Here is a 20,984-nt window from a genome sequence, read left to right as displayed (position 1 = left end):
AGATTTCTCCACGTCCGCCGCGCTCATCGCGCGGCGGACGCATCAGGCCATCAGAAGCCGATCGTCACGCCTGCCGACGCGCCCGTGTTGGCACCATTGCCCGTGGCGCGCGTCACGTGTGCGTTCACGAGGACGCGATCGTTGACCCAGTAGTTCGCGCCGACGGCGACGGCTGCCGCCCCGCCATACGTGCCCGCTGCCGCCGACATCTGGAAGTTGCCTTCCGCACGCGCATTCGGGATCAACGAGGTCGCTGCCATCGCCGCTGCACCCAGCGAGTTCATCTTGTCGTTCATCTTGTTGAACTGGCTGTCGGTGTACGAGTTCGACTGCTGAACCGCCTGGTTCACCGTGTTGTTGCTGGCGTTCGTGATCGCGTCGTTCAACTGGCCGACGTTGACTGCGTCGGTGGTTGCCGTACCCGCTGCGACGTTCGTGACGCGACGTTGCTGGCTCGCGGAACCGACGGACACGGTGTTGTCTTCCGACGCCACAGAGTTTGCGCCGAGCGCGACCGAATTGTTGCCGCTGGCTGTCGAGTTCGCGCCGATTGCGACGGCGTTACTGCCCGTTGCACTCGATGCATAACCCGTCGCGACCGATTGCAGACCGTTCGCAACCGACAGCGCACCCATTGCCGTAGCATGCGTGCCGCCTGCCTGCGCCTGTTCCGTGTTGCGGTCGCCATCGCCGACGAACAGCGTATCGACACCCGTACCCGCGTTGCTGATGCTGTTGACCTTCGACACCAGATCCGCGTACTGCGAGTAGTTCACCGCGTCGTTCGGGGCCGAGCCGTCTGCAACGTTGTGGATCGCCACCGGCTTGGACGTCGACGTACCGTCACCCAGCGTGACGCTGGTGTAGTCGGTCACCGTCTTGCCGGTGTTGTCGGTCGTCGTGTCGTACGTCACGGCCGTTTTGGTCACGCCATCGGGGTTGATGATGCCAGCCGCCTTCAACTGCGCGACATTGACAGCGTCGGAGTCGCCCGTGCCTGCTGCGACGCCCGTGAGAACACGCGCGCCATCCTTGCCCGTGAAGTCGACGATCGAACCATCCGTCTTCGATGCGACGAGAATGTTCTTGCTCGTTGCATCCTGCGTCACGAGACCAATACCGCCTTCGTTGATCTGCGTTTGCAGGTTCGTGATGTCGGTACTGTTCGCGTACACGCGGGCGTCGAGGTTCGTGATCGCACCGCCGATCGTCGTGACCGTCGAGCCGCCCACGATGTACGTCGGGTTGCTGATCGTGCCGTCGGTCTTCACCGTCGAACCGCCGCCGATCACGCTAGCCGTCGATACCGCCACGTTGTACAGCTGCGTGCCGTTCACCGCGTCGAAGCTCGATGCGTTCACGATGCCAGCCGCCACACCCGTCAGCCTGCGTGCGCCCTTCGTGCCCGCGAAGTCGACGATGGAACCGTCCGTCTGCGATGCCACGAGAATGTTCCTGCTCGTTGCATCCTGCGTCACGAGACCAATACCGCCTTCGTTGATCTGTGTTTGCAGGTTCGTGATGTCGGTCGCGTTCGCATAGACGCGGTCGTCGAGGTTCGTGATCGCACCGGCGATGTTCGTGATCGTCTTGCCACCGATGTTGAACGTCGGGTTCGTGATCTTGCCCGTCGAAGGATCGAACGACGAACCGCCGCCGATCGCATCAGCCGTCGATGCCGCCACGTTGTACAGCTGCGTGCCGTTCATCGCGTCGGTGCTCGACGCGTTCACGTCGCCCGCTGCCACCTTGGTGATCTTCGTGCCGGTTGAGCCAGCCAGCGTGATCTGAGTCTTGTCCTGGTCGTCGTAGACGACACCCAGTGCATTACCCGAACCCGCAGCGTTGTTCAGCGCCGTCAAGGCGTCGGCAACGTTGGTGTACGTTCCGCCGCCGAACGTGTACGCCGGTGCCGTGATCTCGCCCGTCGCCGTATTGACCGACGCGCCACCGCCGAGCGCCTTCGCCATCGACGTGCCCTGCGCGTACAACTGCGAACCGTTAATGGCCTCCGTGCTTGACGCGTTCAATGCACCTGCCGTCAGGCCAGTGATCTTCGTGCCGGTCGCGCCCTTCAGCGAGATGACGTCCTTCGTTGAACTGTCGTAATCGACGGCGAGCGGGTCGCCACCCGAAGCGATGCGCGTATCCAGCGACGTCAGCGCGGCGGCCACGTTGACGTATGTGTTGCCCGCCAGTGCGTATGCGGGTGCCACGATTGCGCCTGTCGTCGGGTTGACGGAAGCACCGCCGCCGAGGGCGCTTGCGACGCCTGCGAGCTGCGAAACGTTCACGGCGTCGTTGTTCTGCGTACCGGCGGCGACGTTGATGATCTGGCGTTGACCGCCGGATTTGGTGTTACCCACCGAGAGGACATTGGCACGGCCACCGTCAGCACTGCCGTAGCCGAGCGTAACGCTGTTCGAACCCTGCGCGACGATGTTCGCGCCGATCCCCATCGAGTTGACGCCGCCAATCGTCACATTGTTACCGATCGCAATGCCATTCGTCGCCCCCGCCACGACCGCCGTGGAGTGGTTGCCGATGGCGATTGCGCTGTCTGCCAGCGCCGATGCGTCCGAACCGATGGCAACGGTGTTCACGCCGTCAGTATGGGCCTGCTGACCGATAGCGACTGCTCCAGAACTCAACGCCTGCACGTTGTTGCCGATCGCGACGGAACTGTCAGCCGTCGCAAATGTGTTCAGGCCGATCGCGACCGAGTTCGTACCCGACGCTTCAACTACACTGGCCGAAGTCAGTGGGCCCGACGCGATCAATTGATCCGGCGTCAAGCTCGAAACTGGGGGAGCACCCAGCAATGAACTCGGACCAACCGCCGACTTGAGCAAGCCAGAATGGGTCGTCGTATTCAGATTTGCGATTGCTGCCTGAATGTCCATCGTCATCTGACCGACGGTCACTGCATCGTGGTCGTCGACACCGTCCGCGACGTTGGTAATACGGCGCTGGCTGATCGCATTACCCACCGAGAACGTGTAGGCCTGGTTTGCCACAGAGCCGTAACCGAGTGCCACCGAATTCACAGCCGAGGCGACGGCCGAACGGCCGATGGCTATAGCGCCGTTCTGGCTGGCGTTCGCATTCCCGCCGAATGCAATCGTATCGGCCATGCTCGCTTGCGCAGCAGCTGCATTGCCAAAATCGCCGAACTTGATGTACTTCAGACTCTGGACAATATTGCCCGTGGCACTCGAAATATTCCCGAGCGCATCACCCACGTTCGAATACGTATTGCCATAAACGTTGTACATTGGCTGCGCAATCGAGCCGTCGGCCTTCACCGATGCACCGCCGCCTAATGCCTGCGTCACACCCGAGAGCTGCGACACGTTGACCGCATCGGTGGTCTGGATACCCGCCGCCACGTTCACGATCTGGCGTCGCGAGCCCGCTGAGCCCACCGACACCGTATTCGCGCGATCCGCCACCGAATTCGCACCCAGCGCCACGGATCCGCTCGCAGTCGACAACACCACCGCGCCCGGACCCGCCGCGACGCTGTCAGCGCCATTTGCCGATGCGGCTGCGAGTGAAGAGCTCACGTTGAAGTACTTCATGTTCGCGCCGCCGTTCGCGATGTTGTTGACGGTGTTGCTCAGGTTGTTAACCTTCACGTCCTCCGCCATCAACTGGCTCACGTTCACCGCGTCCGTTGCTGCATAGCCTGCTGCAACGTTCGTGATGCGGCGCTCCTTGCCCTGTGCGCCCACCGACACTTCGCCGAACGCCGTTGCGCCCGACAGCGTCGCGCCGCCCGGTGCAAAGCCAGCCGAGCCCAGCGTCGACGAGTTCGCCAGCGAGTTCGAACCCAATGCCACCGAATTCGCCGTCGATGCCGTCGCCGCGCCGCCGATCGCCACGCTGTCCTTGCCCGATGCCGACGAGTCGCCCAGCGTCGAGTTGGCGTGGAAATACTTGATGCCGTCGCCGGTACCGCCCGTGATATTCGAGAGACGCGCGTCGATGTTCGTGATCGCACCGGCCACGTTGTTATACGCGATGTTACCCGCGGTGTACGTCGGCGCACTGATGTTGCCCGTCGTCGAGTCGTAGCTCGAGCCACCGCCCAGCGCCGCTGCAGTCGCCGTGCCTTCGGCGTTGACCTTCGCGTTTTCCGCCATCAACTGGCTCACGTTCACCGCATCCGTTGCCGCCGAGCCGGCTGCCACGTTAGTGATGCGGCGATTGAAGCTTCCATTGCCCACCGACACTTCGCCCGATGCCGTCGTGCCTGGCAGCGCGCCGCTACCCGGGTTATATGCCGTCGCCGACAGGTTGGCGGTCGTCGTCGAGTTCGAACCCAGCGCAACCGATTCCGCTGCCGTCGCACTCGCGTTGTAGCCAACCGCGATCGCATTGGTGCCTGCTGCCGTCGCTTGCGGGCCCACAGCGATTGCATTGATACCCGATGCAGTCGAGTCGTTCAGCGACGAGTTCGCGTGGAAGTACTTCATCGACACGTTGGTGCCGATATTGTTGACGACGTTGGACAGGTTGCTGAGGTTGCTGCTGACGTTGTTGACCTTTGCATCTTCGGCCATCAACTGGCTGACGTTCACCGCGTCGGTTGCGCTGTAGCCTGCCGCGACATTCGTGATGCGGCGTTCCTTGCCCGATGTGCCAACCGACAGTTCACCGAAGGCCGTTCCAGCCGTCAGCGCTGCGTTATCCGGTGCGAAACCCTTCACGCCCAGCGCGCCCGAGCTTGCCACCGAACCGGAGCCCAACGCTACCGAGTTCGACGTCGACGCGATGGCGCCACCACCGATCGCCACCGACTCGGCGCCAGACGCAGACGAATCTCCCTGCGCCGAATTCGCGTGGAAGTACTTGATGCCTCCGCCGTTCACGACGTTGTTGAAGTTCTGCGTGAGGTTCGTGACGTTGTTGCTGACGTTCGACACCGCGCCGTCGAGCTTCGAAATCGCCGTGCCGACGTCAGTTGCCGTCGTGCCTTGCACGCTATACGTCGGCGCCTTGATCGAGCCGTCCGTGTTCACCGTTGCACCGCCGCCCAAGGCAGCCGTCACACCCGTGAGCTGCGACACGTTCACGGCGTCAGTCTTTTGCGTGCCCGCTGCGACGTTGATGATCTGGCGTTGGCCACCGGATTTGGTGTTGCCCACCGAAAGGACGTTAGAGCGACCACCGTCAGCACTCCCGTAGCCGAGCGTGACGCTGTTCGAACCCGACGCGACGATATTTGCGCCGATCCCCATCGAGTTGACACCGCCAATCGTCACATTGTTACCGATCGCAACGCCGTTCGTGGCCCCCGCCACAACGGCCGTGGAGTTGTTGCCGATGGCGATTGCGTTGTCTGCAAGGGCCGATGCGTCCGAACCGATGGCAACGGTGTTCACGCCGTCAGTATGGGCCTGCTGACCGATAGCAACCGCTCCAGGACTCAATGCCTGCACGTTGTTGCCGATCGCGACGGAACTGTCAGCCGTCGCAAATGTGTTCAGGCCGATTGCGACCGAGTTCGTACCCGACGCCTCAATTTTGCTGGTCGAGGTCAATGGGCCCGACGCGATCAATTGATCCGGAGTCAAGCTCGAAGTCGGGGTAGCACCCAGCAATGAACTCGAACGAACCGCCGACTTGAGCAAGCCGGAATTGGTCGTCGTATTCAGATTTGCGATTGCTGCCTGAATGTCCGTCGTCACCTGACCAACGGTCGCTGCATCGTGGCTATCGATACCGTCCGCGACGTTGGTAATACGGCGCTGGCTGACCGCATTACCCACCGAGAACGTGTTGGCCTGGGTTGCCAGAGAGCCGTAACCGAGTGCCACTGAATTCACAGCCGAAGCGACGGCCGAACGGCCGATGGCTATAGCGCCGTTCTGGCTGGCGTTCGCATTCCCGCCGAGTGCGATCGTATCGATCCCGGACGCCTGCGCTGCCGCCGCAGTGCCGAAATCGCCGAACTTGATGTACTTCAGACTCTGAACAATATTGCTGGTGGCACTCGAAATATTCCCGAGCGCATCACCTACGTTCGAATACGTATTGCCGTAGACGTTATACGTTGGTGGCGCAATCGAACCGTCGGCCTTCATCGATGCGCCGCCGCCTAATGCCTGCGTCACGCCCGAAAGCTGCGACACATTGACCGCATCGGTATTAGCCGTACCCGCCGCCAGGTTCGCAATCTGACGTTGCGCTGTCGACGAACCCACCGACACAGTATTCGCACGATCCGCCACCGAGTTCGCGCCAAGCGCTACCGCGTTGTTTGCGCTCGCCACCGCCGCCGGACCCGCAGCGACGCTGTTGACTCCCGTCACCGTCGAATCCGCCAGCGTCGAGTTCGCATGGAAGTACTTCAGACTGGCGCTAGTCGGGATGTTGTTGACGACGTTGGTCAGGTTGCTCAGGTTGTTGTTGACGAGATTTACCCGTGCGTCTTCAGCCATCAACTGGCTAACGTTGACAGCGTCCGTTGCCGCGTAGCCTGCCGCCACGTTCGTGATGCGGCGCTCCTTGGCCGACGCGCCCACCGACACTTCGCCGAAGGCCGTTGCAGCGGAAAGTGTTGCACCACCCGGCGCAAAGCCTGCCGAGCCCAGCGTCGTCGAGTTCGCCACCGAGTTCGAGCCCAGCGCAACAGAGTTCGCCGTCGTCGCGCTCGCCGACGTGCCCAGCGCGATTCCGTTATTCCCGGCGGCCAGCGCCGATTGCCCCAGCGCAATCGCCGAGGTCCCTGTCGTTTTCGCGACGTAACCAATCGCTACAGAATTCGCCGATGCAGTCGAGTTATAGCCGACGGCTACCGCGTTCGAACTGGCGTTGGTCGAATAGCCGATCGCCGTGGCATCAAAGCTCGACGCGGTTGCGTACCCGCCGACGACCGTATTCGCCCCCCAGATGCCGTCACCATTTGCGTTAGCCTGATAGCCAAGCGCGACACTCGGCATGGCACCCGTTGTATTGCTAGTCAGGAATGCCTGCGCGCCACTACCGATGGCGATATCGCCCGTCGCCCAGCCATTTCCGGCTTTCGCGTTAGCGCCAATTGCCATGCTGCCGGCTTTGTTTGCCAGCGCGCCACCACCGATTGCAACCGAGTCCACGCCCGATGCCACCGAATCCGCCAACGTCGAGTTCGCGTGGAAATACTTGATGCCACCACCATTGGTGATGTTCGTCACCTGGTTGTTGATGTTGCTAATGCTGCCGCCAATGTTATTGACGGTGTTGCTCAGGATCGACACGTTGTTCGAAACGCTGTTCACCTTCGCATCTTCCGACATCAACTGGCTCACGTTCACCGCGTCCGTTGCGCTATAGCCGGCCGCCACGTTGGTGATCCGGCGCTCCGATCCGACGCCGCCGATCGACAGTTCGCCGCTCGCCGTTCCCGCGGACAAAGCAGTGCTGCCTGGGTTGAAGCCAGCGGATCCCAGCGTGGACGAGTTCGCGACGGAGCCCGATCCCAGCGCGACCGCCTTCGGACCCGTCGCGTTCGCACCCGCGCCGAGCGCGACCGAACTATCGCCGGAAGCGCTCGCCATGACGCCCTGTGCAATCGACGAGGCACCCGAGGAGACCGCCGCCACGCCCACTGCAATACTCTCCGAGCCCGACGCCAGAGAATCGGTTTGCGTCGAATTGGCGTGGAAATACTTGGTGCTGCCACTTCCAATCGCGGAATTCAACTGGGACACAGTCACTGCGTCCGAATCGTTGATGCCAGCGGAAAGGCCTGTGAGGCGGGCGTCCGTCGTTAGTTGAACGAGCTTGCCGTTTGCCCCGCCGGAGCGGAAGTTGATCGTTTGGCTGGTGCCGTCGACCCACATTGCGGAGCTTTGCGCTTCTACGATGCCCAAGTCATGGCCGCTTGCCAGGATGTTGTTCGCGTTGGCCCCGCACCCGGTTGCCACCAGGCTTCCCGTAGCGTAGGAGAAACTGGCTTTGGCCTTGCCGTCCGAGCTCGTCACACACACCTGGCTCGCTTGAGCGGACGCCGCGCCCAGAACCCCAACGCCTATGATCCCGCTGGTCGCCACGACAAAGCCGGCGCTCCCTGCCAGGATCGATCGCGCCTTTTTCTTTTTACCCGTCGCATTCTCCTGCGCCGCAACCCACGTTCCCGTCGATTCGTTCCATACTGACCGGTACGTCTTATTCATTCGCATTCCTTATTGTATTAAAGATATTTCCTGAGTCTCCCCGGCAACCATGTGAGATTCGAAGCCGGACCTTGTTACATCGACGGAAAATCCGCCCGGCGCCATCTTTCGACTACGAAAGAGTACGAACCCGCGCCGCGTTCGCGTTCGCGTTCGCGTTCATCGCGCAACAAGTGAGAACAGCGCGATCCGACTGATTGAATTTCCAATCAATTGAGGGCGATCGATTCTCAGGTCATGAACGGTATGGGAGACGGTTAATACCCGGACATAGGAACAATCCCAATAGGAAAGTTCAAAGGAAAATTTCGAAGAACGCCCACAGACGATCCTGCAAATTTCTATGCAAAGTAGGCGTTATCCTTCGCAACTCTTACAAATTCATCTTTAGAATCTGCATTCCTAATCAAATCAGTTCGAGGCCGTTCAACAATGAAATAGCAAAGGAAAAACGACTACTAAAAGACGATCGCGTTGTCTCGGCGGTCAATTGGACCGCACGCAGGCAAGCTTCGGATTGGGATCAAGAAAATCAGGAATGTCGACGCGCGGCCCCGCCGCATGTCTAGCTGAGCAACTCGTGCGGCCTGACGCACTCGCTGCCCCACGCGTCGGCAAGCCGCGCGCAACGCCCTGTTCGCAGCCCGCTGTCACGCTCGAAGTCGACGAACTGGACACGGTCGGCCGCCGCTGGCCGCATGGGCGAGCCGCTGCTGCGGCCATCAGAGAAAATCCATAGACAGCGTTGCTGTGTCGGATGCTTGCGCGCCGCCCGTTCGAGCAACGCAGACGCCGTTTCGATACCCAGCACGAAAGGCGTCCCGCCACCGCCGCCGACCGGCGCGAGCCACCGCTCGTTCCACCAGCGCGGCACAGCCGGGCCGAAACGCACATCCGCCCCAACCCCGCCAAAACACACCAGCGCAACCTCCGACCGCGTCGCGCGCGCCTGATCGAACAGCGCGACGAGCAGCCCTTTGGCAAGCGCCAGCCGTTGGCCGGATAGCATCGAATGGGAACAATCGAGCACGAAGCAATGCAACACGCCGCCGCGTGCCTCTTCATGCACGAAACGCAGATGTTCGCTGCGCAATCGCGCATTGCGCTTTGCCGCGAGCGTGCGCGGCCACGCAATGCGTCTCGCGCCGGACGAACCGCCTCGCGTTGCATCGCCCGCGCCTTGCCGCCATCGAAAACCGCTGCGCATTGCGCGCGCGGCCGCGCTCTTTCGATGGCTCAGCGTTTTTTTGCGTTGAGTGGAATGACGCCCTTCACGCGCGTCATGCCTGTCGGTTCTGGGGGAAGATAACCGTAGTCGGCTTCTGCGGAAGCACTCGTGGTATCGGTTGAAGCATGCTGCGCAGAGGAAGACGACAGTGCAGACGAACCGTCCTGCTGCTGCGCGGCACGCTCATCGTGCCGGCGCCGATGCAGCAGCACTGATTCAGCCACACTGTCGACATGCGCGACCGTCACGGCATCGGCCTGTTCGAGCGCGGCCAGCGCACGCGCCGCGCGCAGCATCACGAGATCGGCGCGCAATCCGTCGACGCCAGCCGCAATGCACAACGCACTGACGTGCGCATGCACTTCATCGTCGAACGACAAACGCAGCAACGCTGCGCGCGCATCGCGAAGCCGCGCGACATACGCATCCTGGTCCGCCGCATGAGACACACGAAATGCAACAGGATCGAGATCGAACGCAAGCCGCGCCTTGACGATTGCCTGACGTATCTGCGGCTCGTAGCAGTTTTCCAGTTCGACCATCAACCCGAACCGGTCCGTCAGTTGCGGACGCAACTCGCCCTCTTCCGGGTTCATCGTGCCGATCAGCACGAAACTCGCATCGTGCGTGTGCGACACGCCGTCGCGCTCGATGGTGTTCACGCCGCTCGCCGCCGCGTCGAGCAGCGCATCGACGAGCCCATCGGGCAACAGGTTCACTTCATCGACATACAGCACGCCGCGATGCGCCTTCGCCAACAATCCCGGCGAAAAGCGCACCGACGCATCGCGCAACGCCGATTCGATATCGAGCGTGCCGATCAGCCGGTCTTCGCTCGCGCCGAGCGGCAACGTCACGAAATGGCCTTCGGGCAACAACTCGGCCAACGCGCGCGCAGCCGTCGATTTCGCCGTCCCGCGTGGTCCGCTGACCAGCACGCCGCCGATGCCGGGATCGACGGCGGCCAGCAACAGTGCCTGTTGCAACGGCGCCTGGCCGATCAACGCAGAAAACGGAAAGGCCGCGCGCCGCGCGCTGGCTTCGCTCATGATCGTGATCCTTCAATGTGCTGTTCGCTGTCCAGCAGATGCTGTTCGACCTGCGCGCGATACTCGCCCGGTTGTTGCCATAGCCCGCGCTGCATCGCTTCGAGCAGCCGCTCGCAGACGCCATGCAGCGCATGCGGATTGTGCTTGCGCATGAACTCGCGCGTATCCGCGTCGTTCAGATACGCATCGGCGACGAGCGCGTATTGATGATCGGCGACCACGCGCGCCGTCGCGTCGTAGCCGTACAGATAATCGACAGTCGCCGCGATTTCCGCCGCGCCTTTGTAGCCGTGACGCTTCACGCCATCCAGCCACTTCGGATTCACCACGCGCGAACGGATCACGCGCGCGATCTCTTCGTGCAGCGTGCGAATGCGCGGCGTGTCAGGGTTGCTGTGATCGGCGTGATACACATGCGGCTGACTGCCCGCGAGATGCCGCACGGCCGCCGTCATGCCGCCTTGAAACTGGTAGTAATCGTTCGAATCGAGCACGTCGTGCTCGCGATTGTCCTGGTTCTGCAACACCACATCCATCGCAGCGAGCCGCGTGCCGAATGCGTGCCGCGCTTCTTCGCCGGCGCTTTTCTGCGTGTACGCATAGCCGCCCCACGACAGATACGCGTCCGCGAGATCGGCATCCGTTTGCCATTGCTGCGTGTCGATCATCTGCTGCAAACCTGCGCCATAGGCACCCGGACGCGCGCTGAACACCCGAAAGCCCGCACGCCTGCGCGCTTCTTCGGGCGCGACGCCGCGCGCGATCCACGCGTCGCGCTCGCGCAGCACGCGCGCGCGGATGGGATTCACATCTTCGGGCTCGTCGAGTTCGGCAACGGCCTGCACGGCTGCATCGAACAGATGCATCACGTTCGCAAACGCATCGCGGAAGAAACCCGACACGCGCAACGTGACATCGATACGCGGTCGATCGAACGCCGCAATCGGCATGATTTCAAAGTCCGTCACGCGATGACTGCCCGGCGCCCACTTCGGCCGTACACCGATCAACGCAAGCGCCTGCGCGATATCGTCGCCGCCGGTGCGCATCGTCGCCGTGCCCCACACGGAGAGGCCAATCGCGCGCGGATAGTCGCCGTGCTCCTGCAAGTGCCGCTCGATCAGTGTCTGTGCGGACTTGAGCCCCAGCGACCACGCCGCTTGCGTCGGAATGGCGCGGGTATCGACGGAATAGAAGTTGCGGCCCGTAGGCAGCACGTCGGGACGTCCGCGCGACGGCGAGCCGCTCGGGCCGGGCGGCACGAAGCGTCCTTCGAGTCCGCGCTTCAGGTGCATCAGTTCGTGCGGGCCGCATGCGTCAAGACGCGGCAGAATATCGTCGCGCAATCGTTCGAGCACGCGCGCCGCTTGCGGCAGTTCATCTATGGTTGAGAACGCGCCTGGCGACATCCCGCACATATCATCGAGCAAGGACGCCGCGAGCAGTTCGAGCCTTTCGCGCGTATCGCCGTTATGACGCCACGGCGCGTCGCTGACGTGTTGCAACAGAGCAGGACGCGGGCCGTTCCACTCCGCCGACCAATCCGCCGACAACGGATCGAACAGATGATCCACACCGAGATCGCGCGCCAGCGCATCGATAATGCCCGCCTTTGCGTCCCGTCCATCGCCTACTGGAAAGCGCCCAAGCGCGAGCAACGTGTCGCGCCGTTGTATGCCGTCAGGCGATTGCCCGAACGTATGCAAGCCGTCACGAATCTGCGCTTCCTTCAGCTCGCACAGCCATGCATCGACGCTCGTCAGTAACGAGTCTTCCGCATCGCTATCAACAGGTGCTTCGAGACTCAGCTCTTCATGCAGCCGATGCTTGACGATCGTATCGAGAATGGTCCGGCGCAACAGCTTCGCGCGGCGCGGATCGACCATCAACGCGTCGTAGTATTCGTCGACCTGGCGTTCGAGGTCCTGCAAAGGTCCGTAGTTTTCCGCGCGCGTGAGCGGTGGCATCAGATGATCGATGATCACAGCCTGCGCGCGCCGCTTCGCCTGACTCCCCTCGCCCGGATCGTTGACGATGAACGGGTACAGATGTGGCAGCGGCCCGAGTATCGCATCGGGCCAGCAGGCATCGCTCAACGCGACGCTCTTGCCCGGCAGCCATTCGAGATTGCCGTGCTTGCCGACATGCACGACGGCATCGATATTGAACTGATGACGCAGCCAGAAATAGAACGCGAGATATGCATGCGGCGGCACGAGTTCGGCATCGTGATAGCTCGCATAATCGTTCTGTTCGCGCGAACGCGGCGGCTGAATACCGATGAACGCATGTCCGCATCGCCAGCCCGCGATCATGAAGCGCCCGCGCCGCAAAGTAGGATCTTGCTCGGGCGGGCCCCACTTCGCATTCAAAGCGTCGCGCATCGACTGCGGCAGACGCGCGAAGTGCGTCATGTAATCACTCAACGCAAGGCTTTGCAAAGCGGGCCGCAGATCACGAACGACGGGATCGTTGGTCACGCCTTGCGTCAAGGCATCCATCAACGCATCGCCGTTCGAAGGCACGTCGTCGATGCGATAGCCTTCGTCGCGCAGCATCGTCAGAATGTTCACCACGGACGCAGGCGTATCGAGTCCCACGCCGTTGCCGATGCGCCCTTCGCTCATCGGATAGTTCGCGAGGATCAGCGCGAGCTTCTTGTCCGCATTCTCTTTGATCCGCAACCTGCACCAGCGCTCGCTCAACTCCGCGATAAACCCAACGCGTTCCTGATCCGGCTGATAGCGGACCACGTCCACTTCCGTATGCGGGCAGCGATACGCAAGCCCCTTGAAACTGATCGCGCGCGTGATGATGCGGCCATCCACTTCGGGCAGCGCGACGTGCATCGCGATGTCGCGCGAATTGAGGCCGTGGTTGTCGTTCACCCAGTCTTCGCGATTGCCGCCGCTCAGGATCACCTGCATCACGGGCGCGTCGCCCGCTAGCGCGAGCGGTTCGGGATCATCGATGGCGGAAGCCGCGAATGCCGTCGTGTTCAGCACGAGCGCGATGCGATGCTGTGCGGCGAGTTGCTGCACGACATCGCGGCTAATCGCGTCTTTCAACGACGTGATCGCAACGGGCAGCGGATTCATTCCGCGCGCTTCGAGCGCGTCGATCAACGCATCGAATACGGCCGTGTTGGCCGCCTGCAAATGGGCCTTGTAGAACAGGATCGCGACGACGGACGCATCGGGCTTCCAGCGCGCCTGCCAGTCGTCGATGGTCGCCATGTCGCGCGCGGGGTGATACAGCGCAGCGGCAGGCAGCGGGCTCGGCGGCGCCGGCTCCTTGCCCCAGCCGAACCCGCGCCACGCAATGCAGCGCATGAACGACTCGGCGTTGTGCGCGCCGCCCTCGCGCAGATAACGCCACAACTGATGGCACAGGTCTGCGTCGGCCGTGCTCCGCGCGAGCAGATTCGGGTCTTCCTGCAAGTCGCCGGAAAACATCGCCAGCGTCTGCTGCTTGCGCTGCGCCAGCGCCACGACCTGTTCGATCCCGTACGGCCAGTACGCCTCGCCGCCCAGATGATCGACGACGACCACGCGCGCATGCTGCAACACATCGTCGAGATAGAAGTCCACGGAAGCCGGCTGCCGCAGATACGTGACATTCGCGAGCCGCACGCTCGGAAAACCGTCGCCCAGACGCGGCACGACGCTCGCGAGCAGCGACAGCGTCGTGTCGGCGGAACTGAGGATCACGATATCGGCGGGCTTCTGGTCGATACGGATCACGCCCTTCGTATCGTCGACGAAGCCGCCGGGGACGGTGCGCAGCAGATGCATCGCGGAGCCTTAGACCTGTTGTTCCTGAGCGCTCAGCGCTTCGTCGAGCGCGCGTTGCAGCACGGGCTGATCGAGGTCTTCGCCGATCAGCACGAAGCGGCTCAGCGACGATGCATCGAGTTCGCCCGCCTGCCAGCGCCGGTCGAAATAGCTGTCGAAGCGCCTGCCCACGCCTTGAATCACCAGACGCATCGGCGCGCCCTGCAACGCGGCAAAGCCTTTCACACGGTAGATGGTGTGGCCTTCGACGACCCGCTGCAACGCCGCGATCATCGCCTCGCGCGACGGGGCGCGCGCCGAGACGACGACCGAGTCGAATTCATCGTGATGATGATCGGCATGTTCGGGATCATCCGCCGAGCCGTGATGGTCGTGACGCAGATGAATCGTTTCTTCCGAAGCGGATTCGAGCCCGAGCAGCGCATGCAGATCAAGCTGCCCCATGTGCGCGCGCACCATCTTGACCTGCGGCGGAATCTCTTCGCGAATGACGGCTTCGACGCTCGTCTGCTGCGCTTCGTCGAGCAGATCGGTCTTGTTGAGGATCACGAGATCGGCGGCCGACAACTGGTCTTCGAACAGTTCATGCAGCGGCGATTCGTGATCGAGATTCGGATCGGCCTTGCGCAACTGATCGACGGCAACGGGGTCTTCGGCGAACTGACCGCTCGCGACGGCTGGGCCGTCGACCACCGTCACGACGGCATCGACGGTGAAGCTGTTCTTGATCGACGGCCAGTTGAACGCCTGCACGAGCGGCTTCGGCAGCGCAAGACCCGATGTTTCGATCAGTACGTGATCGATCTGCGCGCGCCGCTCCACGAGTTGCTCCATCACGGGGAAGAACTCTTCCTGCACGGTGCAGCACAGACAGCCGTTGGCAAGCTCGTAAAGCTGACCTTCCGTCTCGTTGCCGTTTTCATCGCAACCGATGCCGCAGCCCTTGAGAATCTCGCCGTCGATGCCAAGCTCGCCGAACTCATTGACGATCACCGCGATGCGCAAACCGCCCGCGTGCTGAAGAATGTGACGCATCAACGTCGTTTTGCCGCTGCCGAGAAAACCCGTGACGATCGTCACCGGAATCTTGCGCATCTGTGTCTGCATGGTGGCTCCGTAGCTCGAAATGCGTTCGAGTGACCTCGAAGTCGCGCGCCGTCCGTACGGCAAGCGATGCAAGGTCATAAGTGATACACGGGGACGAAAACGGCGCCGCATGGGCGTCGCAGCCCGATCGATCCGGGCGCGAAACCGCGCTGCGACGCATGAGGAATCGTGAACGCAGTGCCGCATCCCCGCTGCATGGCGTCGTTTTCTCGGGCCGGTATCCGGGCTGATGAAAGCGCCGCCTCTCCTTCCCGCGCGAGCGTTTTCGCGCAGTGGATTGTCTGCATGGGCCGCTATTGGACGCACATGCAGCGAGGCCGGCTCTGCATCGTCTGCGCGATGCCTTCACCTACCGTTGCGGGGAGCAGCATAGTTTGGCCGGCGCCTGTGCGCGCAGCCTGCTATTTCCCGTTTAACTGCGCACGCAGAGAGCGCGCGCGAGCACCAGAGTGCGTGCGAGTTTAGGCCCGCCAGCAGGTAGCGTCAAGGAGAGACGGCGGCATGAGGCGTGCCTCAGGCCGCCGTTCGGTTGCGTGGGGTTCGCAAAAGGAGAAATCCACCGGCTGCCGCCCTGCGTCAGCCGGTGGACATGCGCAACTCAGTGCAGAGCGTCAGTGCGCAGTGCCTTGCGGCGTGACTTCGATAGCCGTCGCCGAGACGAAAACCGCGTGGATCGTGTCGCCGACGTGCAGGTCCTTCAGGTCGAAATCCGGCGTGACCCTGATGATCTGCGTCTCGTAGACGCCGCGCAACGTGAGCAGGCGTTTGGCGGGATCGATCTTCTGCACGGTGGACAGCGTTTCGACCTGATGCACCGAATCCCGGCCGTCCGGACCTTTCAGGGTCACCTGAGCATCGACACGCTCACGGATGCCCTTGCCGGCGGGGTCCACCTTTTCTGCCTGGACGAGCAGTGCGTTCTTATACAGCACATCGACCTTGTCGCCCACGCGCAGCTTGTCGAACCCGGCCATCTTTCCGTCCACCTGCATCGTGACTTCGAGGCCGTCTTCGCCCTTCAGCGTGACCGTGCGAGCACCGGCGTCGATCGCGATGATGCGCGCTTTCAGGTGGATGGGCGGCGCAGCTTCCACGAGGTTATCCGCAGACTTTACGAGCGAGTCCGCTGCCTGCACCGAGGTCGCCGCCAGCGCGGCTGCCAGCATGACCGACACGATCGTTGCCAATTTCATTTTAATGTTCTCCCTAAAGGTTAATCTGCCAGTTCATGAGCAGACGCAGTCGAAAAGGCGGTGACCCGCACCACCCATTCAAATTGAGGTGAAATTTTGTTAGTTATCCGATATTTAACACCGGAAAAAACCGACGTCTCACGCCCGGCCACTATAAATGACCACCCTTGGGCTTTACCACCAATACTGCTTGAAAACAGTTTTCGAGTTTGTCGAAACACGGCGGGAACCGCGATCGGGCGGGCACGCCGGAAAGCCCGCGCCGCCCGCCCGCAGGAGCCGGTGTGCTATCGTATTGGCGCATCTGGTGCCCCGCCGGCTCGACGGCTGGCGGGGTTAAACGGGAAACAGGGAAGCGCCTTCACATCGCGGCCGCAACACGCGCGGACCACGCGAATCATGAAAGCGCCAGGCCTGTGCTGTCCCCGCAACGGTCACGCGGCGAGCGGAATGAAGCATGTTTCGCGCAGTGCGTTCAAGGCCACTGCCTGCAATCCGCAGGTGGGAAGGCGAACGCGATGAGCCGTCAGCCCGGATACCGGCCAGATGCAAGGGGGCGAGAACCTGATCGCCATTCGCTGGAACCGCGGGAAACGGATACCAGCGCCCACGCGCGGCACCGGCTCGAGCAGCCGTCGCGCGTCACACGCAACATCGCATGACCTGTCACACACAAGCGCCCGCCCGTGCAGCGGCGCTCTCCTTGCCATGAGCCGCGCCTGGCTGATCGGCGCCGGCCCCGGCGACGTCGAACTGCTGACGCTCAAAGCCACGCGCACGCTCGCGCTGGCCGACGTCGTGCTGGTCGACGATCTCGTCAATCCCGAGGTCCTGCAATTCGCCCGCGACGACGCGCAGATCGTCCACGTCGGCAAACGGGGCGGCCAGCAATCCACGCCGCAACCCGAAATCGTCGCGATGATGCTCGATCATCTGCGCGCGGGCCGCAGCGTCGCTCGGCTCAAAGGCGGCGACCCGTTCGTGTTCGGCCGCGGCGGCGAAGAGCAACAGGCGCTGCAGGCCGCGGGCATTCACGTCGAAATCATCAGCGGAATCACGGCGGGCATCGCCGCGCCCGCTGCGATCGGCATTCCCGTCACGCATCGCGATCATGCTCAGGGCGTCATCTTCGTCACCGGCCACGGCGCGGGCGAGCACGAAGCGGACTGGCGCGCGCTCGCCGCGACGCACATGACGCTCGTCATCTACATGGGCATGCGGCGGCTCAGCGACATCGTCGACGCGCTGCTGCGCGCCGACATGCCACCCGACACCCCTTGCGCCGCGATCGAATCGGCGACGCGCCCCGAGCAACGCCATGTCCGCGCGACGTTGAGCGAGTTCGTGCAGCGCGTCGCGGAAGAGAAGCTCGGTTCGCCGTCGATCGTCGTGATCGGCGGCGTCGCGTCGCTGGCAGCGCCCGTCGATGCAATGCTCGGGCCATGACGGCGCTGATCGCGGGCATCGGTTGCCGGCGCGGCGTATCGGCCGAACAGATCGACGCCGCCGTGCGCAACGCGCTCGGCGGCACACTGCCGTTTTCGGCACTGATCGCGGTTGCATCGATCGATATGAAAGCCGATGAGCCGGGACTCGTCGCATTCTGCGCACGGCACGCGCTGCCGCTGCGAACCTTCACGCGCGCAGCGATCGCCGCACTCGATACACCCGTCGACGCCTCGCCGCACGTGCGCGCACATCTTGGCATCGACGGCGTATGCGAACCGTGCGCACTGCTCGCCGCGCCAGGCGGCGAACTGCTCGTGCGCAAACAGGCGCGAGACGGCGTGACCGTCGCCATCGCGTGCGCTGCCGCACACCCTCATTCCACCGACACAACCAGAATCAAGGAACATCGATGAAGACCGATCCCGAATCGCATGCACGCATGACGCAGCGCCGCCGCGAAGGCCACGAGAAAAAGCAGGCGCAGGCCAACGTCGAGAAAGGGCTGCTGATCGTCAATACGGGCACGGGCAAGGGCAAGTCGACGGCGGCGTTCGGCATGGCCGTGCGCGTGCTCGGCCACGGCATGAAGCTCGGCGTCGTGCAGTTCATCAAGGGCGCGCTGCATACGTCCGAGCGCGATTTTCTCGGCGCGCAGGCGAATTGCGATTTCGTCACGATGGGCGACGGCTACACCTGGAACACGCAGGACCGCGAGGCCGACATGGCGACGGCGCGCAAGGGCTGGAACGAGGCACGCCGCATGATCGAAAGCGGCGAATACCAGATGGTGATTCTCGACGAGTTGAATACCGTGCTGAAGTACGAATATCTTCCGCTCGAAGAAGTGCTCGAAGTCGTGAACGCGCGGCCGGAAATGCTGCATGTGGTCATCACGGGCCGCCACGCGCCCGACGCGCTGATCGACGCCGCCGATCTCGTCACCGAGATGCGCCTCGTCAAGCATCCGTACCGCGAGCAGCATGTGAAAGCGCAGCGCGGCGTGGAGTTCTGAACGATGCCCGCGTGCCCCGCTCTCTTCATCAGCGCGCCGGCGTCGGGCCAGGGCAAGACGACGGTGACGGCTGCGCTCGCGCGGCATCATCGGCGGATGGGGCGTGAGGTGCGCGTGTTCAAGACGGGCCCGGATTTTCTGGACCCAATGATCCTCGCGCGCGCGAGCGGCGCGCCCGTTTTGTCGCTCGACCTGTGGATGGTCGGCGAACGCGCGTGCCGTGCGTTGCTCGCGCAGGCCGCGCGCGAAGCGGATCTGATTCTGATCGAAGGCGTGATGGGCCTGTTCGACGGCACGCCGAGCAGCGCCGACCTCGCCGCGAAGTTCAACGTGCCCGTTGCCGCCGTGATTTCTGCGAAGGCGATGGCGCAGACCTTCGGCGCGATCGCCTTCGGCCTCGCGCGCTTTCGCGACGACGTGCCGTTTCATGGCGTGTTCGCAAACCGCGTGGGCTCGGCGCGTCACGCGCAGATGCTCGAAGAAGCGTTGCCGCCCGATCTGCGCATGCTCGGCCATCTGTCGAGCACCGATGCAATCGAATTGCCCGATCGTCATCTCGGTCTGTTGCAAGCCGCGGAAATCGACGATCTCGATGCGCGGCTCGATCGCGCGGCGGATGCGCTTGCGTCGACTGCGCTCGCGCAGTTGCCGCCTGCCGTCACGTTCGAAGACGACGCCGACACAGCGCCCTTGCCGCGCCTGCTCGACGGCATGCACATCGCGATTGCGCGCGACGCCGCGTTCTCGTTCATCTATCCGGCGAACGTGCACCTGCTCGAAGCGCTCGGCGCGCGTCTCACGTATTTCTCGCCGCTCGCGGATGACCCCGTGCCCGACGATGCAAACGCGCTCTATCTGCCGGGCGGCTATCCCGAGCTGCACGCGAGCGCGCTTGCGGCCAATGCGCGCGCGGCGGCATCGATCCGCGCGCATGCGCAAGCGGGCAAAACCATCGTCGCGGAATGCGGCGGCATGCTTTACCTGCTCGACAGCGTCACCGACACGCAAGGCATCACTACGCCGATGCTCGGCCTGCTGCCAGGCAGCGCGGCCATGCAGACGCGCTTCACCGCGCTCGGCATGCAGCAGATGGACGACGGCGTGCACGGCATGCTGACGGGCCACACGTTCCACTATTCGCGCGTGAGCACGCCGCTCGCCCCTGTCGGTCATGCGACGCGCGCCCAGTCCGACGCACCCGGCGAAGCGATCTATCGCCGGGGTTCGATCGTCGCCACTTACATGCACGGCTACTGGCCGTCCAACCCAGCCTTCGCGGCTGCACTCTTCCATGGCCGAGCCTTTTGACGACGCCGAGCGCGCCGCCGTCTACCGCGCGATCTACGAACGGCGCGACATGCGCCACTTCGTGCCCGCGCCCGTCGATCCCGCCGTGCTCGCGCGTCTCATCGACGCCGCGCATCACGCGCCGAGCGTCGGCTATATGCAGCCGTGGCGAATCGGGCGCATCACCGATCCCGCGCTGCGCGCGCAACTGCATGCCGCCGTCGACCGCGAAAGGCTGCTGACGGCGGACGCGCTCGGCAAGCGGCGCGACGAATTCATGAAGCTCAAGGTGGAAGGCATGCTCGAATGCGGCGAGCTGCTGGTGATGGCGCTGATGGACGGCCGCGAGAAACACGTCTTCGGACGGCGCACGCTGCCGGAGATGGACCTCGCGTCGGTTGCATGCGCGATCCAGAACATGTGGCTCGCCGCGCGCGCGGAAGGTCTCGGCATGGGCTGGGTGTCGCTGTTCGACGCCGACGAAGTGCGCGCGATGCTCGGCATGCCGCCGGGCGCCCGGCCCGTCGCGCTGCTGTGCCTTGGGCATGTGGAGCGTTTCTATTCCGAGCCGATGCTTGAGTCCGAAGGCTGGGCGACGCGCAAACCGCTCAGCGCATGCGTGTTTGAAAACACGTGGCCCGACGAACTGTCCGCGTGCAAGGAAGCGCAACCGGAAGGCGGCGCAAGTCAGACGGTCTAGCGC

General features: G+C 63.2%; 11 protein-coding genes and 2 riboswitches. Of the genes, 5 read left to right on the top strand and 6 right to left on the bottom strand.

Annotated elements, in window-relative coordinates; all coding sequences use genetic code 11:
* Window positions 1-50: 50 nt before the first annotated feature.
* The 6 genes from H1204_RS20255 to H1204_RS20230 all read right to left on the bottom strand — a co-directional run bounded on the left by H1204_RS20255 (window position 51) and on the right by H1204_RS20230 (window position 16,533).
* On the bottom strand, window positions 51-8,162 hold the full coding sequence (locus tag H1204_RS20255; RefSeq protein ID WP_180732435.1) for a YadA-like family protein: 8,112 nt from the start codon (window positions 8,160-8,162) through the stop codon (window positions 51-53).
* 565 nt (window positions 8,163-8,727) lie between these two features.
* Window positions 8,728-9,369 carry a VWA domain-containing protein gene (locus H1204_RS20250; RefSeq protein WP_180732434.1) on the bottom strand — a complete coding sequence of 214 codons (642 nt, stop codon included), beginning with the start codon at window positions 9,367-9,369 and terminating at the stop codon, window positions 8,728-8,730.
* Between the two features lie 29 nt (window positions 9,370-9,398).
* A complete protein-coding gene (locus tag H1204_RS20245; protein WP_180732433.1) occupies window positions 9,399-10,439 on the bottom strand; it encodes an ATP-binding protein in 1,041 nt (346 codons plus the stop codon).
* Window positions 10,436-14,233: a cobaltochelatase subunit CobN gene (gene cobN / locus H1204_RS20240; RefSeq protein ID WP_180732432.1), complete on the bottom strand. Its 3,798-nt coding sequence runs from the start codon at window positions 14,231-14,233 to the stop codon at window positions 10,436-10,438. The genes H1204_RS20245 and cobN overlap by 4 nt, the downstream gene beginning before the upstream one ends.
* Before the next feature lie 9 nt (window positions 14,234-14,242).
* Window positions 14,243-15,340 carry a cobalamin biosynthesis protein CobW gene (gene cobW, locus H1204_RS20235; RefSeq protein ID WP_180732431.1) on the bottom strand — a complete coding sequence of 366 codons (1,098 nt, stop codon included), beginning with the start codon at window positions 15,338-15,340 and terminating at the stop codon, window positions 14,243-14,245.
* Window positions 15,341-15,534: 194 nt separating this feature from the next.
* Window positions 15,535-15,804: riboswitch (cobalamin riboswitch) on the bottom strand.
* 147 nt (window positions 15,805-15,951) lie between these two features.
* On the bottom strand, window positions 15,952-16,533 hold the full coding sequence (locus H1204_RS20230) for a hypothetical protein (protein WP_180732430.1): 582 nt from the start codon (window positions 16,531-16,533) through the stop codon (window positions 15,952-15,954).
* A gap of 288 nt (window positions 16,534-16,821) precedes the next feature.
* A riboswitch (cobalamin riboswitch) is annotated at window positions 16,822-17,095 on the top strand.
* Between the two features lie 146 nt (window positions 17,096-17,241).
* On the opposite strand from H1204_RS20230, the gene cobA reads away from it, so the two are divergent.
* The 5 genes from cobA to bluB are packed head-to-tail and all read left to right on the top strand — an operon-like array spanning window position 17,242 to window position 20,981.
* Entirely contained in the window at window positions 17,242-17,979 is a 738-nt protein-coding gene (cobA, locus tag H1204_RS20225; RefSeq protein WP_180732429.1) for a uroporphyrinogen-III C-methyltransferase, read from the top strand.
* A complete protein-coding gene (locus H1204_RS20220; protein WP_180732428.1) occupies window positions 17,976-18,395 on the top strand; it encodes a cobalamin biosynthesis protein in 420 nt (139 codons plus the stop codon). The genes cobA and H1204_RS20220 overlap by 4 nt, the downstream gene beginning before the upstream one ends.
* Window positions 18,392-18,994, top strand: a complete 603-nt coding sequence (gene cobO, locus H1204_RS20215) for a cob(I)yrinic acid a,c-diamide adenosyltransferase (RefSeq protein ID WP_180732427.1) — start codon at window positions 18,392-18,394, stop codon at window positions 18,992-18,994. Before H1204_RS20220 ends, cobO begins: the two co-directional genes overlap by 4 nt.
* Window positions 18,995-18,997: 3 nt before the next feature.
* Window positions 18,998-20,302, top strand: a complete 1,305-nt coding sequence (locus H1204_RS20210) for a cobyrinate a,c-diamide synthase (protein ID WP_180732426.1) — start codon at window positions 18,998-19,000, stop codon at window positions 20,300-20,302.
* Window positions 20,286-20,981 carry a 5,6-dimethylbenzimidazole synthase gene (bluB, locus tag H1204_RS20205; protein WP_180732425.1) on the top strand — a complete coding sequence of 232 codons (696 nt, stop codon included), beginning with the start codon at window positions 20,286-20,288 and terminating at the stop codon, window positions 20,979-20,981. Before H1204_RS20210 ends, bluB begins: the two co-directional genes overlap by 17 nt.
* The last annotated feature ends 3 nt before the right edge of the window (window positions 20,982-20,984 follow it).

It is taken from the genome of Paraburkholderia sp. PGU19 (assembly GCF_013426915.1).
Classification (GTDB): domain Bacteria; phylum Pseudomonadota; class Gammaproteobacteria; order Burkholderiales; family Burkholderiaceae; genus Paraburkholderia.
Note: the sequence above shows the minus strand (reverse complement) of the source record. Positions and strands in the feature narration are given on the sequence as shown.

What these genes read in the sequence shown, in the direction of transcription:
- H1204_RS20255 (WP_180732435.1), bottom strand. Translation starts at nt 8,162, where the DNA reads ATGAATAAGACGTACCGGTCAGTATGGAACGAATCGACGGGAACGTGG.
- H1204_RS20250 (WP_180732434.1), bottom strand. Translation starts at nt 9,369, where the DNA reads ATGCGCAGCGGTTTTCGATGGCGGCAAGGCGCGGGCGATGCAACGCGA.
- H1204_RS20245 (WP_180732433.1), bottom strand. Translation starts at nt 10,439, where the DNA reads ATGAGCGAAGCCAGCGCGCGGCGCGCGGCCTTTCCGTTTTCTGCGTTG.
- cobN (WP_180732432.1), bottom strand. Translation starts at nt 14,233, where the DNA reads ATGCATCTGCTGCGCACCGTCCCCGGCGGCTTCGTCGACGATACGAAG.
- cobW (WP_180732431.1), bottom strand. Translation starts at nt 15,340, where the DNA reads ATGCAGACACAGATGCGCAAGATTCCGGTGACGATCGTCACGGGTTTT.
- H1204_RS20230 (WP_180732430.1), bottom strand. Translation starts at nt 16,533, where the DNA reads ATGAAATTGGCAACGATCGTGTCGGTCATGCTGGCAGCCGCGCTGGCG.
- cobA (WP_180732429.1), top strand. Translation starts at nt 17,242, where the DNA reads ATGAGCCGCGCCTGGCTGATCGGCGCCGGCCCCGGCGACGTCGAACTG.
- H1204_RS20220 (WP_180732428.1), top strand. Translation starts at nt 17,976, where the DNA reads ATGACGGCGCTGATCGCGGGCATCGGTTGCCGGCGCGGCGTATCGGCC.
- cobO (WP_180732427.1), top strand. Translation starts at nt 18,392, where the DNA reads ATGAAGACCGATCCCGAATCGCATGCACGCATGACGCAGCGCCGCCGC.
- H1204_RS20210 (WP_180732426.1), top strand. Translation starts at nt 18,998, where the DNA reads ATGCCCGCGTGCCCCGCTCTCTTCATCAGCGCGCCGGCGTCGGGCCAG.
- bluB (WP_180732425.1), top strand. Translation starts at nt 20,286, where the DNA reads ATGGCCGAGCCTTTTGACGACGCCGAGCGCGCCGCCGTCTACCGCGCG.